The sequence below is a fragment of the Pseudomonas sp. FSL R10-1350 genome (assembly GCF_009600525.1).
Classification (GTDB): domain Bacteria; phylum Pseudomonadota; class Gammaproteobacteria; order Pseudomonadales; family Pseudomonadaceae; genus Aquipseudomonas; species Aquipseudomonas helleri.
This window is the reverse complement of the sequence record NZ_WIVR01000001.1, coordinates 111,687-127,311: the sequence shown is the minus strand read 5'-3', so window position 1 is coordinate 127,311 and position 15,625 is coordinate 111,687. Positions and strand designations below refer to the sequence as shown.

The window sequence follows — 15,625 nt, the reverse complement described above, 5'->3', positions numbered from 1 at the left end:
TGACGGTGTGGTAGGGGCATTCCTATAGTGTGCGCAAGTGGCGAAAAGTGGCATAAAGTGGGTTTTCCAGACGTAAAACGCTAATATTTGGAGTGCCGCCTCGTGTTTCGCGGAGCTAACGCAATCAGTCTCGATGCCAAGGGCCGTCTCGCAATGCCGAGCCGGTACCGTGACGAGCTGAATTCGAGAAGCTCCGGGCAACTGATCGTGACCATTGATGCGGTGGATCCCTGCTTATGTGTGTACCCGCTCGATGAGTGGGAATTGATTGAAACCAAGCTGCGGGCGTTGCCGTCGTTACGTGAAGAAAACCGACGTTTACAACGCTTGTTGATTGGTAATGCCGTCGATCTTGAGCTCGACGGCAGTGGTCGTTTTCTGGTGCCGCCGCGTTTGCGTGAGTATGCCAAGTTGGACAAGCGCGCGATGTTGGTGGGCCAGTTGAACAAGTTTCAACTGTGGGACGAGGATGCCTGGGAAGCCGTTTCTGCCGCTGACCTTGCAGCCATTCAACAACCGGGCGCGATGCCTGATGAACTGCGTGATTTAATTCTGTGACTATTGATAGCGACTTCAACCACATCACCGTACTGCTCGATGAAGCCGTAGAGGCTCTCGCCGTACGTCCTGATGGATGCTATCTGGATGGCACCTTTGGTCGCGGCGGACATAGCCGCCTGATACTCCAGCATCTTGGCCCCCAGGGGCGTCTCCTCGGGTTTGATAAAGATCCACAAGCGATTGCGACCGGGCAAGCGCTAGCGGCCGAAGACGGCCGCTTTGTCATTGTGCAGCGCAGCTTTGCTGAAATGGGATCCGAAGTGGCCGAGCGCGGCCTGGCGGGCAAGGTCAGCGGCGTTTTGCTCGACCTGGGCGTGTCTTCGCCACAGCTTGACGACCCGGAGCGTGGCTTCAGCTTCATGAATGACGGCCCGCTGGACATGCGCATGAACCCGAATGCGGGCATCAGCGCGGCGGAGTTCGTCAACACCGCCTCCCACGAAGAAATCACCCGTGTGTTCAAGGAATACGGCGAAGAGCGCTACGCCGGTCGCATGGCTCGTGCCGTGGTCGAGCGCCGTGAAATCACTCCGTTCGAGCGCACTGGCGATCTGGCTGAAGTACTCAAAGTTGCCAATCCGGCCTGGGAAAAGGGCAAGCACCCTGCGACCCGTACGTTCCAGGGCCTGCGTATTCACGTCAATAACGAACTCGGAGACCTGAAGGCCGGTCTTGAGGCGGCGCTGGAGTCGCTGGAAGTCGGCGGCCGTCTGGTTGTTATCAGCTTCCACTCCCTCGAGGACCGCATCGTCAAGCTGTTCATGCGTGATTTGGTCAAAGGTGAACCGGACAACCTGCCGCGTGGCTTGCCTGTCCAGCACAAAGCCTTTGAACCCAAGATCAAAATTCATGGCAAGGCGCAGTTCGCTTCTGAAGCTGAACTCAAAGCCAATCCGCGCTCGCGCAGCGCTGTCATGCGCGTTGCGGAGAAGCTTCGTTGAACAAGCTTTACGCCAAACCCCTCCCCGGCGGAAGCTTCTTCATGCTGCTGCTGTTTGTTGCCGTGCTGGTTTCAGCCGTGGGCGTTTCCTATAGCGCGCACTGGAACCGCCAATTGCTCAACACCCTGTATGGGGAGCTGAGCGTGCGTGACAAGGCCCAGGCAGAGTGGGGCCGCTTGATCCTTGAGCAGAGCACCTGGACTGCCCATAGCCGTATCGAAACCCTGGCCAGCGAACAACTGAAGATGCACATCCCCGGTGCAGCAGAAGTTCGGATGGTGACGCCATGATCAAACTCGAAGGCGCGCTCTATCCGTGGCGTTTTCGCGTGGTGCTGGGTTTACTGGCGCTGCTGGTAGGCGCGATCGCCTGCCAGATTATCTACCTGCAAGTGATCGACCACGATTTCTTGAAAGGTCAGGGCGATGCCCGCAGCTTGCGGCACATCACTATCCCGGCACACCGCGGCTTGATTACCGACCGTAATGGTGAGCCTCTGGCGGTCAGTACGCCGGTGACCACGCTGTGGGCCAACCCAAAAGAAATGCAGGCGGGTAAAGATCATTGGCCGGCATTGGCACGCGCGCTTGGGCAAGACCCTAAAGTGCTGACCGCGCGCCTGGAGCAGCAAGCCAACAAAGAATTCATTTACCTCGTTCGTGGCCTGACGCCTGAGCAGGGGCAAGTCGTGCTCGACCTCAAGGTTCCGGGCGTTTACGGCATTGAAGAGTTCCGCCGCTTCTACCCGGCCGGTGAAGTCACTGCTCACATGGTGGGCTTTACCGATATCGATGACAAAGGCCGTGAGGGAGTTGAACTGGCCTATGACGAATGGCTGGCCGGTGTGCCGGGCAAGCGACAGGTCATCAAGGACCGACGCGGTCGCCTGATCAAAGACATTCAAGTCACTAAAAACGCCAAGGCAGGGAAGACCTTGGCGTTGTCGATTGACCTGCGTCTGCAATACTTGGCCAACCGTGAACTGCGCAATGCGCTGGTCGAAAACGGTGCCAAGGCGGGCAGCCTGGTGATCATGGACGTAAAGACCGGCGAAATCCTCGCCATGGTCAACCAACCGACTTACAACCCGAACAACCGTCGCAACCTGCAACCGGCGATGATGCGTAACCGCGCCATGATCGACGTGTTCGAGCCGGGGTCAACGGTTAAGCCGATTTCGATGAGTGCGGCGCTGGAAACCGGTCGCTGGAAACCAACCGACAAGGTTGAGGTGTACCCGGGTACCTTGCAGTTGGGCAAATACACCATTCGTGACGTATCGCGTACTGAAGGCCCGGTGCTGGACCTGACCGGCATCCTGATCAACTCCAGTAACGTGGGCATGAGTAAGGTCGCCTTCGATATCGGTGGCGAAGCGATTTTCCGTCAGATGGCGAAAATGGGCCTGGGCCAGGACACCGGTCTGGGCTTCCCCGGCGAGCGTGTGGGTAACCTGCCTAACTACCGTGAATGGCGCAAAGCCGAAACCGCGACCCTGTCTTACGGCTACGGTGTTTCCGTGACCGCCATCCAGTTGGTTCACGCGTTCTCGGCATTGGCCAACAACGGCAAGCTGGCACCGCTGACCTTGCTCAAAGCCGACAAGGACAAGCCCGTACAAGCCACGCAAGTCATGCCGGAACAGGTCGCCAAGACCTTGCAGGGCATGCTCCAGGAAGTGATCGAAAACCCGCGTGGTGTCTGGCGTGCCAAGGTGCCGGCGTATCACGTCGGCGGCAAGTCGGGTACGGCGCGTAAAACCTCGTCCGGCGGCGTTAAAGGCTACGCGGTCAACTCTTACCGTTCCCTGTTTGCCGGTTTTGGCCCGATGAGCGATCCGCGCTACGCGATCGTGGTCGTGATCGATGAGCCGAGCAAGGCGGGCTACTTCGGTGGTCTGGTATCGGCGCCGGTCTTCAGCAAAGTGATGTCCGGTACGTTGCGCCTGATGAACGTGACCCCGGACAACCTGCCTACGGCAGCAGAGCAACAAGCTGCGACCGCTGCAGCAGCCAAAGGAGGGCGCGGCTAATGTCCCTGAACCTGATCAAGATTTTCCCTAACGCGGGTCACGACGTGATGATCCGTGAGTTGACCCTCGACAGCCGCAGTGTGCGTGCCGGTGATTTGTTTCTCGCGGTGCCGGGCGCCAAGCTCGATGGCCGTGAACACATTGCCGATGCCTTGCAGCGTGGCGCAGCCGCTGTGGCCTATGAAGTCGAAGGCGCTTCGGTGTTGCCGATTACCGATGTACCGCTGATCCCTGTCAAAGGCTTGATCGCCCAACTGTCTGACCTGGCCGGGCGCTTTTATGGTGAGCCAAGCCACGCCCTCAACCTGGTGGGCGTGACCGGCACCAATGGCAAAACCAGCGTGACGCAACTGGTCGCGCAAGCGCTTGATCACCTGGGCCAACACTGCGGCATCATTGGCACGCTGGGTACCGGTTTTTACGGTGCGCTGCAAAGCGGGCGCAACACCACGCCGGACCCGATTGCCGTGCAAGCCATGTTGGCCGACCTGAAAAAGGCCGGGGCCAAAGCCGTTGCCATGGAAGTGTCGTCCCACGGGCTGGATCAAGGTCGGGTCAGTGCGTTGGCGTTCGACGTGGCCGTGATGACCAACTTGTCCCGCGATCATCTGGACTATCACGGCACCATGGAGGCTTATGCAGCCGCCAAGGCCAAGCTGTTTGCCTGGCCCGATCTGAGCAGCCGGGTGGTGAACCTGGATGACGAGTTCGGCCGTCAATTGGCGGGCGAAAAACACCCCTCGAAACTGATCAGTTACAGCCTCGAAGATAGCAGCGCTTACCTGTATTGCCGTGACGCGGTGTTCGATGACGATGGTGTGCGCGCCACGTTGGTAACCCCGCAAGGCGAGCACCTGTTGCGCAGCACTCTGCTCGGTCGTTTCAACCTGAGCAACGTCCTCGCGGCAGTGGGTGCGTTGCTCGGTCTCGACTATGCGCTCGATGAAATTCTCAAAGTTTTGCCCAAGCTGGAAGGCCCGGTGGGTCGCATGCAGCGCCTGGGCGGCGGCAGCAAGCCGCTGGTCGTGGTCGATTATGCCCACACCCCGGACGCCCTGGAAAAAGTACTGGCGGCCCTGCGTCCTCACGCCAAAGGTCAATTGCAATGCCTGTTCGGCTGTGGCGGCGACCGTGATCGCGGCAAGCGCCCGATCATGGCCGAAGTGGTCGAGCGGTTGGCTGACGCCGTACTGGTGACAGACGATAACCCGCGCAGCGAAGACCCGGCGCAGATCTTCAGCGATATCCGTACAGGCTTTGCCAACGCTGACAAGGTGACCTTTGTCGCCGGTCGCGGTGCCGCCATTGCCCAGATCATCGCCAATGCCCACGCCGAAGACGTCATCGTGCTGGCCGGTAAAGGTCACGAGGACTATCAGGAAATCAACGGCGAACGCCACGATTTCTCTGACCTGGTCGAAGCTGAAAAAGCCCTCAAAGCCTGGGAGGCTGCGCATGCTTAAGCCTTTGTTGTTGAGCGAAGTGGCAGCCACCCTGAACGGCCGTGTGGTCGGTGCAGACGCGTCTTTCAGCGGTGTCAGCATCGACAGCCGCGCCATTGGTCAGGGCCAGTTGTTCATTGCCCTGACCGGCCCGCGCTTTGATGGCCATGACTATTTGAATGACGTCGCTGCAAAAGGCGCCGTCGCAGCCCTTGTTGAGCACGAAGTGCCTGAGTCGGCCTTGCCTCAACTGGTGGTCGCGGATACCCGTGTCGCGTTGGGCCAATTGGGCGCGCTGAACCGTGCTGGCTACGACAAGCCGGTTGCGGCCATCACCGGCTCCAGCGGCAAAACCACGATCAAGGAAATGCTGGCCTGCATCCTGCGCACGCGTGGCCCGGTGCTGGCGACCAAAGGCAACTTGAATAACGACTTGGGCGTGCCGCTGACCCTGCTCGAACTGACCCGGGAACACACCTCGGCGGTCATCGAACTGGGTGCTTCGCGCATCGGCGAAATCGCCTACACCGTGGCCATGACCAAGCCCCACGTTGCGGTGCTGAACAACGCCGGTACCGCCCACGTGGGTGAGTTCGGCGGCCCTGACAAAATCGTCGAGGCCAAAGGTGAAATTATTGAAGGCCTGGCGGCAGACGGCATCGCCGTGCTCAACCTCGATGACAAGGCTTTTGCCATCTGGCACGCCCGCGCAGCCGGTCGCAAGGTGCTCAGCTTCTCGCTGAAAAACCCTGAAGCAGATTTCTACGCCAGTGATTTGAGCCTGGATGCGCGGGGTTGCCCACGTTTTACCTTGCACAGCCCGCAAGGTATCGAGCCGGTTCAAATCAACCTGTTGGGCACGCATAACGTGGCCAATGCCTTGGCCGCCGCGGCTGCCGCCCATGCGCTGGGTGTGTCGTTGTTCGGCATCAAAACCGGCCTTGAGGCCGTGCAGCCGGTCAAAGGGCGTGCGGTCGCGCAAGTGACTAGCACAGGCCTGCGAATTATTGATGACACTTACAACGCAAACCCCACCTCAATGTGCGCTGCCGTTGATATACTCGCCGCCTTTTCCGGTCGTACCGTCCTGGTACTCGGAGACATAGGCGAGCTGGGTGAGTGGGCGGAGCAAGGACATCGTGAAGTAGGCGCTTATGCCGCCGACAAGGTTTCAGCGCTCTATGCGGTGGGACCGCTGATGGCTCATGCCGTCGCTGCATTTGGACACCAGGCTCGTCACTTTGCCAATCAGGCTGACCTGATCACGGCACTTCGCACTGAGCACGAAAAAAACACCACTATTTTGATCAAGGGCTCGCGCAGCGCAGCGATGGAGAACGTCGTTGCGGCACTGTGCGGTTCCTGCGGGGAGAAACATTAATGCTGCTGCTTCTAGCGGAGTATCTACAACAGTTTTACAAGGGCTTCGCAGTCTTCCAGTACCTGTCCCTGCGCGGGATTTTGGGTGTACTGACCGCGCTGTCGTTGTCGTTGTGCCTGGGCCCGTGGATGATCCGCACGTTGCAAAACCGTCAGATCGGCCAATCGGTGCGTAACGATGGTCCGCAATCACACCTGTCCAAATCCGGCACCCCGACCATGGGCGGTGCGTTGATCTTGTCGGCCATTACCATCAGCACCTTGCTATGGGCTGACCTGAGCAACCGTTATGTGTGGGTCGTGTTGCTGGTGACCCTGCTGTTTGGCGCCATTGGCTGGGTTGACGACTACCGCAAGGTCATCGAAAAGAACTCGCGCGGGCTGCCAAGCCGCTGGAAGTACTTCTGGCAATCGGTGTTCGGCCTGGCTGCGGCGATCTTCCTGTACGTGACCGCGCCAAGCGCCGTCGAGACCACTTTGATCCTGCCGATTCTTAAAGATGCCAGCATTCCACTGGGCATCGGCTTTGTCGTGCTGACCTATTTTGTGATCGTCGGTTCGAGCAACGCGGTCAACCTGACTGACGGCCTCGATGGCCTGGCAATCATGCCAACCGTGATGGTCGGCGGCGCGCTGGGTATCTTCTGCTACCTGTCGGGCAACCTGAAATTCGCTGACTATCTGCTGATCCCGTATGTCCCGGGCGCCGGTGAGCTGATTGTATTCTGCGGCGCACTGATTGGCGCCGGGCTTGGCTTCCTGTGGTTCAACACCTACCCGGCACAAGTGTTCATGGGCGACGTCGGCGCACTGGCGCTGGGTGCTGCGCTGGGCACCATCGCGGTCATCGTGCGCCAAGAAATCGTGCTGTTCATCATGGGCGGTGTGTTCGTGATGGAAACCCTGTCGGTGGTCATCCAGGTCGCGTCGTTCAAGCTGACCGGTAAGCGGGTATTCCGCATGGCGCCGATACACCACCACTTTGAACTCAAGGGCTGGCCTGAGCCACGCGTGATCGTCCGTTTCTGGATTATCACCGTGATCCTCGTGTTGATCGGCCTTGCCACGCTGAAGCTGAGGTAGAACCTGTGTCTCTGATCGCTTCTGACCACTTCCGCATCGTTGTCGGCCTCGGCAAGAGCGGCATGTCCCTGGTGCGCTTTCTGGCGAGCCGGGGTGTGTCGTTTGCCGTAGCGGACACGCGGGAAAATCCCCCGGAGCTGGCCACGCTGCGCCGTGACTATCCGCAGGTGGACGTGCGTTGTGGCGAGCTGGACGTCGAGTTCCTGTGCCGCGCCGATGAGCTCTACGTGAGCCCCGGCCTGGCCCTGGCGACGCCTGCGCTGCAAGCGGCCGCTGCCCGTGGGGTGAAGCTGTCGGGCGACATCGACCTGTTCGCGCGTAACGCGAAAGCCCCCATCGTGGCAATCAGTGGTTCCAACGCGAAAAGCACCGTGACCACGCTGGTGGGCGAAATGGCCGCGGCGGCCGGCAAGCGTGTGGCCGTGGGCGGCAACCTTGGCACCCCGGCGCTGGACCTGCTCAGCGATGACATCGAACTGTACGTGATGGAACTCTCGAGCTTCCAGCTCGAAACGACCAACGACCTCGGCGCTGAAGTCGCCACCGTGCTCAACATCAGCGAAGACCACATGGACCGCTACAGCGGCCTGCCGGCGTATCACTTGGCCAAGCACCGGATTTTCCGTGGCGCTCGCCAAGTAGTGTTCAACCGTCAGGACGCACTCACCCGTCCGCTGATGGGCGAAGGCCTGCCGTGCTGGTCGTTCGGCTTGAGCGTTCCCGATTTCAAGGCGTTTGGCCTGCGCGAAGAGCAGGGCGAAAAATACCTGGCCTTCGAATTCCAGAACCTGATGCCCGTGCGTGAATTGAAAATCCGTGGCGCGCACAACCAGGCCAACGCCTTGGCTGCGCTGGCGCTGGGGCATGCCGTGGGCTTGCCGTTCGACGCCATGCTGTCGAGCCTGCGCACGTTTGCCGGTCTTGAGCACCGCTGCCAATGGGTCCGCGAAATGGACGGCGTGAGCTATTACAACGACTCCAAAGCCACCAACGTCGGTGCTGCTCTGGCGGCCATTGAAGGCTTGGGCTCGGACATGGACGGCAAGCTGATCCTGATCGCCGGCGGTGACGGCAAGGGCGCTGATTTCAGCGGCCTGCGCGATTCCGTCGCCAAACACTGCCGCGCCGTGGTGTTGATGGGCCGTGATAGCGGTCTGATCGCCGATGCGCTGGGTGATGCGGTTCCGCAAATTCGTGCCACATCGCTGGACGACGCCATCGCGCAAAGCCGTGCACAGGCTCGCCTAGGTGACGCGGTACTGCTGTCGCCCGCGTGCGCCAGCTTTGACATGTTTAAAAATTACGAAGAACGCGGCCACCTCTTTGCGCGCGCAGTGGAGGCATTGGCATGATCTTCGGATTCCTGAAACCTTACCCTTCGCCGTTGATCACGGGCCGTGGCATAGACCTCGACTTCCCGCTGCTGGCCGGTTGCCTGGCGCTGCTGGGCCTGGGGCTGGTGATGATCACCTCGGCATCGTCCGAAGTGGCGGCGTTGCAGTCGGGTAACACGCTGTACCACATGATCCGGCACCTGTTTTACATCGTGCTCGGTCTGGGTGCGTGCATCATGACCATGATGGTGCCGATTGCGACCTGGCAGCGTATGGGCTTCATGTTGTTGATCGGTGCGTTCGGCTTGCTGGTCATGGTGTTGCTGCCGGGCATTGGCCGTGAGGTCAACGGTTCGATGCGCTGGATCGGTTTCAGCTTCTTTAACGTGCAGCCTTCGGAAATCGCCAAGGTGTTTGTGGTGATTTACCTCGCCGGCTACCTGGTGCGTCAGCAGAAGGAAGTGCGCGACAGCTGGATGGGCTTCTTCAAGCCCTTCATCGTGTTGCTGCCCATGGCCGGTCTGTTGCTGATGGAGCCTGACTTCGGCGCCACCGTCGTAATGATGGGCGCAGCGGCGGCCATGTTGTTCCTCGGCGGTGTGGGCCTGTTCCGCTTCGCGCTGATGGTGGCGTTGGCGGTGGGCGCGGTGTTCGTGCTGGTTCAAGCACAGCCGTACCGGATGGCGCGTCTGATTACCTTTACCGACCCATGGTCCGACCAGTTTGGTTCGGGCTACCAACTCACCCAGGCACTGATCGCGTTCGGTCGCGGCGAGTGGTTCGGGGTGGGCTTGGGCAACAGCGTACAAAAGCAGTTCTACCTGCCTGAAGCGCACACCGACTTCGTGTTCTCGGTATTGGCTGAAGAACTCGGCGTGGTCGGTTCGTTGCTGACCGTGGCGCTGTTCGTGTTCGTCTGTGTGCGCGGCATGTACATCGGCATGTGGGCAGAGCGCGCCAAACAATACTTCTCGGCTTACATGGCGTACGGCTTGTCGTTCCTGTGGATCGGCCAGTTCCTGATCAACATCGGGGTAAACGTCGGTCTGCTGCCGACCAAAGGCCTGACCTTGCCATTCCTCAGTTATGGCGGCAGTTCGTTGGTGATTTGCTGTGTGTGTATGGGTTTGTTGCTGCGCATCGAGTGGGAGAGTCGAACCCACCTGGGCAGCGAAGAGACCGACTTCAAAGAAAGCGACTTCGCAGAGGAGCCGAACCATGGGCGCTAATGTGCTGATCATGGCGGGCGGCACCGGCGGGCATGTGTTCCCGGCGCTGGCTTGCGCGCGTGAGTTTGAAGCGCGTGGCTACACCGTGCACTGGCTCGGAACACCGCGAGGCATCGAAAACGAACTGGTCGAACCGGCAGGCTTTACCCTGCACCGGATCAACGTCACGGGCCTGCGTGGCAAAGGCAAACTGTCGCTGCTCAAAGCACCGTTTGTGTTGCTCAAGGCCTTGTTTCAGGCACGCGCAATCATCCGCCAACTCAAGCCCGTGTGTGTACTCGGGTTTGGCGGCTATGTGACCGGGCCTGGTGGCTTGGCGGCCAAAACCTGCGGCGTGCCGGTGATCATTCACGAGCAGAACGCCGTGGCCGGTACCGCCAACCGTTTATTGGTGCCGATGACGAGCCGTGTGTGTGAAGCCTTCCCGCAGACGTTTGCCGCCTCCGACAAACTGCGCACTACCGGCAACCCGGTGCGCCCCGAACTGTTCACCCTGGCGCCCCGCGCTGCACTCGAAGGGCGCAAGGCGCGTTTGCTGGTGCTGGGCGGCAGCCTGGGCGCCGAGCCCCTGAACAAATTACTGCCTGAAGCCTTGGCCAACGTAGCGGCTGAGCTGCGCCCTGAAGTGTTTCATCAGGCGGGCAAACAACACGATGAAATCACCGCCCAGCGTTATACCGCGGCCGGTGTCGAGGCAGATGTTCAGCCCTTCATCAAAGACATGGCCCACGCCTATGGCTGGGCCGACCTGGTGGTTTGTCGCGCAGGCGCGCTGACCGTCAGTGAACTGGCTGCGGCCGGTCTGCCTTCGCTGCTGGTGCCGTTGCCCCACGCGATTGACGACCATCAGAGCCGTAATGCTGACTTTTTGGCACGGGAGGGCGCGGCCTTCCTGATGCCGCAAGCGACAACTGGCGCGGCCGAACTGGCGGCTCGCCTGACAGAGGTATTGATGCAACCGGAACGACTCAACAGCATGGCGGCCAACGCGCGTCGCCTGGCCAAACCTGATGCCACCCGTAACGTTGTCGACATCTGCCTGGAGGTGGCCAATGGTTGAGAATCAAAAAGCCATGCCGCAACCGGAAATGCGCCGCATCCGTCGTATCCACTTCGTCGGTATCGGCGGCGTGGGCATGTGCGGGATCGCTGAGGTATTGCTGAACCTGGGCTATCAGGTGTCGGGCTCTGACCTCAATGCATCGGCGGTCACCGAACGCCTTGAGTCGTTTGGCGCGCACATCTTTATCGGCCACCGCGCCGAGAACGCTGCCAACGCCGATGTACTGGTGGTGTCCAGCGCTGTAAACACCTCCAACCCGGAAGTCGCCAGTGCGCTTGAGCGCCGCATTCCGGTGGTGCCACGGGCTGAAATGCTGGCTGAGCTGATGCGCTATCGCCACGGCATCGCCGTTGCCGGCACGCACGGTAAAACCACCACTACCAGCCTGTTGGCTTCGGTGTTCGCGGCCGGTGGTCTGGACCCGACGTTCGTGATCGGTGGCCGTCTGAATGCAGCAGGCACCAATGCCCAGCTGGGCACCAGCCGTTACCTGATTGCCGAAGCTGACGAGAGCGATGCCAGCTTCTTGCACCTGCAACCGCTGGTTGCGGTGGTCACCAACATCGACGCCGATCACATGGCGACCTACGAAGGCGACTTCAACAAACTGAAGAAAACCTTCGTCGAGTTCCTCCACAACCTGCCGTTCTACGGCTTGGCTGTGCTGTGCCTGGACGATCCGGTGGTGCGTGAAATCCTGCCGCTGGTCAAACGCCCGACCGTGACCTACGGCTTCAGCGAAGCCGCTGACGTACGCGCAATCAATGTGCGCCAGCAGGGCATGCAAACCTTCTTCACCGTGCTGCGCCCAGACCGCGAGCCGCTGGATGTGTCGGTCAACATGCCGGGCAACCACAACGTACTGAACGCCTTGGCCACCATCTGCATCGCCTCCGATGAAGGCATCAGCGATGAAGCCATCGTTCAGGGCCTGTCGGGCTTCCAGGGTGTGGGTCGCCGCTTCCAGGTCTACGGCGAACTGCCGGTCGACGGCGGCAGCGTGATGCTGGTGGACGACTACGGTCACCACCCGACCGAAGTTGCTGCAGTGATTAAAGCCGTGCGCGGTGGTTGGCCTGAGCGCCGCCTGGTCATGGTTTACCAGCCGCACCGCTTTAGCCGTACCCGCGACCTGTACGACGATTTCGTGCAAGTGCTGGCCGACGCCAACGTGTTGCTGTTGATGGAAGTCTACCCGGCGGGCGAAGAGCCGATTCCGGGCGCGGACAGCCGCCAGCTGTGCCACAGCATCCGTCAGCGCGGCCAGTTGGACCCGATCTACATCGAGCGCGGCGTTGAGCTGGCGCCGATCGTCAAGCCGCTGCTGCGTGCGGGCGACATTCTGCTGTGCCAAGGGGCGGGCGATATCGGCCGTCTGGCACCGCAACTGATTAAAAGTCCGTTGTTCGCCGGTGCTGTAATCGCCGCCAACGAGGGGAAACTGAAATGACTGCTGCCTACGCCACGCTGTTTTCGACCATCGCCCCCGCCGATTTCGGCCGGGTGGCGGTGCTCTTTGGCGGCAAAAGTGCTGAACGTGAAGTGTCCCTGAAATCGGGTAATGCGGTTCTCAAGGCGTTGCTGGACGCGGGTGTTAACGCCTTCGGTATCGATGTGGGCGATGACTTCATCAGCCGTATCACCGCTGAAAAAATCGACCGCGCCTTTATCATCCTCCACGGCCGTGGCGGTGAAGATGGCAGCATGCAAGGCCTGCTGGAATGCCTGGGCATCCCTTACACCGGCAGCGGCATTCTGGCGTCGGCCTTGGCCATGGACAAGCTGCGCACCAAGCAGGTGTGGCACAGCCTGGGGATTCCAACCCCGCGTCACGCCGTGTTGAGCAGTGAAGCCGATTGTATTTCTGCGGCGAAGGAACTGAGCTTCCCTTTGATCGTCAAACCGGCCCATGAAGGTTCAAGTATCGGTATGGCCAAAGTGAACAGTGCAGACGAATTGATCGTCGCCTGGACCGAGGCCAGTAAGTACGACTCGCAAGTGCTGGTTGAGCAATGGATCCACGGTCCGGAGTTCACCATCGCCACCCTGCGTGACCAAGTGTTGCCACCTATCGCACTGGGCACGCCGCATACGTTCTACGACTACGACGCCAAATACGTGTCTGAGGATACTCAGTACCGGATTCCGTGCGGCCTTGATAGCGACAAAGAGCAAGAGCTGATGGAACTCACGGCCAAAGCCTGTGAGGCGATCGGGATTGCCGGTTGGGGTCGTCTGGACGTGATGCAAGACGTCGATGGTCAGTTCTGGTTGCTTGAGGTCAACACCGCGCCGGGCATGACGGACCATAGCCTGGTGCCGATGGCAGCCAAGGCGGCGGGTCTGGATTTCCAACAACTGGTGCTGTCGATTCTGGCCGCCAGTGTTGAGACACGAGGTTAAGACCATGCCAGGCGCATCGCTTCGTCATCAGCAACCTGTCCCCGGCCGCAAGCCGGTGCCACGGGGTGCCAGCCGGATGGTGGCTAAAGAGCCGATGTCGGTGCGTGTGCCAAAAGCCAATTTTGGCTTTTTGAAAGTGCTGTTTTGGCCTGTGTTGCTGGTGGCCCTGGGGTTCGGTACGTACGAAGGTGCACAACGCCTGATGCCGTACGCGGACCGCCCGATCACCAACATCAATGTGCAGGGTGACTTGACCTACATCAGTCAGCAGGCCGTGCAACAGCGTATTGCTCCTTATGTGGCCGCGAGTTTCTTTACGGTCGATCTGGAAGGCATGCGCACTGAGCTGGAACAAATGCCATGGATTGCTCACGCCGAAGTCCGTCGGGTGTGGCCGGACCAAGTGGTGATTCGCCTTGAAGAGCAACTGCCGGTTGCGCGCTGGGGCGATGAAGCATTGCTGAACAACCAGGGCCAGGCATTCACCCCGCGTGAGCTGGCCAACTACGAACATTTGCCGCAGCTGTTTGGCCCACAACGGGCCCAGCAGCAAGTGATGCAGCAGTATCAGGTGTTGAGCCAGATGCTGCGTCCGATGGGCTTTTCCATTGCCCGGCTGGAATTGCGTGAGCGCGGTAGCTGGTTCCTGACCACCGGAGCCGGCAGTGCAGGGCCTGGGATCGAGTTGCTGTTGGGGCGCGATCACTTGGTAGAAAAAATGCGTCGCTTCATAGCCATCTATGAAAAAACGCTGAAAGAACAGATTACAAACATTGCGCGCATTGATTTGCGTTATGCCAACGGATTGGCCGTCGGCTGGCGGGAACCTGTGGCACCCACGATAGCCCAACCCGCTGTCGCGAAGAATTAAGAAGAGGCAGGACCCATGGCAAATGTGCAAAGCGGCAAAATGATCGTTGGTCTCGATATCGGTACCTCCAAGGTGGTGGCGCTGGTAGGCGAGGTTGGTGAAGACGGCACGATCGAAATCGTCGGTATTGGCACGCATCCGTCCCGGGGCCTGAAGAAGGGCGTGGTGGTCAACATCGAGTCCACCGTGCAGTCGATCCAGCGCGCGATTGAAGAAGCGCAGCTGATGGCCGGTTGCCGGATCCACTCGGCGTTCGTCGGCGTTGCGGGTAACCATATCCGCAGCCTGAACTCCCACGGCATCGTTGCCATCCGTGATCGTGAAGTGAGCACGGCTGACCTTGAGCGCGTGCTTGACGCTGCCCAGGCAGTGGCCATTCCGGCAGACCAGCGTGTGTTGCACACCCTGGCGCAGGACTACGTGATCGACAACCAGGAGGGCGTTCGTGAGCCGCTGGGCATGTCGGGCGTACGTCTGGAAGCCAAAGTGCACGTGGTGACTTGCGCGGTAAATGCTGCGCAGAACATTGAGAAATGCGTGCGTCGCTGTGGCCTTGAGGTGGATGACATCATCCTCGAGCAACTGGCGTCGGCTTACTCGGTATTGACCGATGACGAGAAAGAACTGGGCGTGTGCCTGGTCGACATCGGCGGTGGCACCACGGATATCGCGATCTTCACTGAAGGCGCTATTCGTCACACCGCGGTGATCCCGATTGCGGGTGATCAGGTCACCAACGACATCGCGATGGCGTTGCGTACCCCGACCCAATACGCCGAAGAAATCAAAATCCGTTACGCCTGCGCACTGGCCAAACTGGCCAGCGCGGGTGAAACCATCAAAGTACCGAGCGTGGGCGACCGTCCTCCGCGCGAGCTGTCCCGCCAGGCCTTGGCCGAAGTGGTTGAGCCGCGTTACGACGAATTGTTCACATTGATCCAGGCAGAGCTGCGTCGCAGCGGCTACGAAGACCTGATCCCGGCCGGCATCGTGCTGACCGGTGGCACTTCGAAAATGGAAGGCGCTGTCGAGCTGGCTGAGGAGATCTTCCACATGCCGGTTCGCCTGGGCGTACCGCACAGCTTCAAAGGCTTGTCCGACGTTGTGCGCAATCCGATTTACTCCACCGCTGTGGGCTTGTTGCTGTACGGGCTGCAAAAGCAGTCGGACGGTATTTCCATATCGGGTATCAGCAACCGCGACAGCTACAGCAGTGAAGAACAAAAAGCCCCTGTGTTCGAGCGCCTCAAGCGCTGGGTTCAGGGCAACTTTTAAAGCTTGAGCAG

14 protein-coding genes are annotated in these 15,625 nt (G+C 60.0%); all 14 read left to right on the top strand.

Going from position 1 to position 15,625, the window contains the following annotated elements:
- Positions 1-102: 102 nt before the first annotated feature.
- From mraZ to ftsA, 14 genes are read left to right on the top strand one after another with little or no spacing between them, the layout of a single operon-like run.
- Positions 103-558 (top strand): division/cell wall cluster transcriptional repressor MraZ, encoded by a 456-nt coding sequence (mraZ, locus tag GHO25_RS00555; protein WP_048367195.1) that lies wholly within the window; start codon positions 103-105, stop codon positions 556-558.
- The gene (gene rsmH / locus GHO25_RS00550; RefSeq protein WP_048367194.1) at positions 555-1,502 is read left to right on the top strand and encodes a 16S rRNA (cytosine(1402)-N(4))-methyltransferase RsmH; all 948 of its coding nucleotides are present in this window, start codon (positions 555-557) and stop codon (positions 1,500-1,502) included. The genes mraZ and rsmH overlap by 4 nt, the downstream gene beginning before the upstream one ends.
- The gene (gene ftsL, locus GHO25_RS00545) at positions 1,499-1,792 is read left to right on the top strand and encodes a cell division protein FtsL (RefSeq protein WP_048367192.1); all 294 of its coding nucleotides are present in this window, start codon (positions 1,499-1,501) and stop codon (positions 1,790-1,792) included. Before rsmH ends, ftsL begins: the two co-directional genes overlap by 4 nt.
- Positions 1,789-3,534 carry a penicillin-binding protein 2 gene (locus tag GHO25_RS00540; protein WP_048367191.1) on the top strand — a complete coding sequence of 582 codons (1,746 nt, stop codon included), beginning with the start codon at positions 1,789-1,791 and terminating at the stop codon, positions 3,532-3,534. The genes ftsL and GHO25_RS00540 overlap by 4 nt, the downstream gene beginning before the upstream one ends.
- Complete coding sequence (gene murE, locus GHO25_RS00535; protein WP_153389575.1) at positions 3,534-4,997, top strand: UDP-N-acetylmuramoyl-L-alanyl-D-glutamate--2,6-diaminopimelate ligase; 1,464 nt, start codon at positions 3,534-3,536, stop codon at positions 4,995-4,997. Before GHO25_RS00540 ends, murE begins: the two co-directional genes overlap by 1 nt.
- Positions 4,990-6,357 (top strand): UDP-N-acetylmuramoyl-tripeptide--D-alanyl-D-alanine ligase, encoded by a 1,368-nt coding sequence (murF, locus tag GHO25_RS00530; RefSeq protein WP_153389574.1) that lies wholly within the window; start codon positions 4,990-4,992, stop codon positions 6,355-6,357. The genes murE and murF overlap by 8 nt, the downstream gene beginning before the upstream one ends.
- Positions 6,357-7,439 (top strand): phospho-N-acetylmuramoyl-pentapeptide-transferase, encoded by a 1,083-nt coding sequence (mraY, locus tag GHO25_RS00525; RefSeq protein ID WP_048367188.1) that lies wholly within the window; start codon positions 6,357-6,359, stop codon positions 7,437-7,439. Before murF ends, mraY begins: the two co-directional genes overlap by 1 nt.
- A gap of 5 nt (positions 7,440-7,444) precedes the next feature.
- Positions 7,445-8,791, top strand: coding sequence for a UDP-N-acetylmuramoyl-L-alanine--D-glutamate ligase (murD, locus tag GHO25_RS00520; RefSeq protein WP_178109930.1), 1,347 nt, complete (start codon positions 7,445-7,447; stop codon positions 8,789-8,791).
- Positions 8,788-10,002: a putative lipid II flippase FtsW gene (gene ftsW, locus GHO25_RS00515; RefSeq protein WP_048389895.1), complete on the top strand. Its 1,215-nt coding sequence runs from the start codon at positions 8,788-8,790 to the stop codon at positions 10,000-10,002. Before murD ends, ftsW begins: the two co-directional genes overlap by 4 nt.
- Positions 9,992-11,062: an undecaprenyldiphospho-muramoylpentapeptide beta-N-acetylglucosaminyltransferase gene (gene murG, locus GHO25_RS00510; RefSeq protein WP_153335592.1), complete on the top strand. Its 1,071-nt coding sequence runs from the start codon at positions 9,992-9,994 to the stop codon at positions 11,060-11,062. Before ftsW ends, murG begins: the two co-directional genes overlap by 11 nt.
- Complete coding sequence (gene murC / locus GHO25_RS00505; RefSeq protein WP_048367183.1) at positions 11,055-12,515, top strand: UDP-N-acetylmuramate--L-alanine ligase; 1,461 nt, start codon at positions 11,055-11,057, stop codon at positions 12,513-12,515. Before murG ends, murC begins: the two co-directional genes overlap by 8 nt.
- On the top strand, positions 12,512-13,468 hold the full coding sequence (locus tag GHO25_RS00500) for a D-alanine--D-alanine ligase (protein WP_153389573.1): 957 nt from the start codon (positions 12,512-12,514) through the stop codon (positions 13,466-13,468). The genes murC and GHO25_RS00500 overlap by 4 nt, the downstream gene beginning before the upstream one ends.
- A gap of 4 nt (positions 13,469-13,472) precedes the next feature.
- Positions 13,473-14,339 carry a cell division protein FtsQ/DivIB gene (locus GHO25_RS00495; protein WP_048367179.1) on the top strand — a complete coding sequence of 289 codons (867 nt, stop codon included), beginning with the start codon at positions 13,473-13,475 and terminating at the stop codon, positions 14,337-14,339.
- A 15-nt stretch (positions 14,340-14,354) separates the two neighbouring features.
- On the top strand, positions 14,355-15,614 hold the full coding sequence (ftsA, locus tag GHO25_RS00490) for a cell division protein FtsA (RefSeq protein ID WP_048367176.1): 1,260 nt from the start codon (positions 14,355-14,357) through the stop codon (positions 15,612-15,614).
- Positions 15,615-15,625 lie beyond the last annotated feature (11 nt).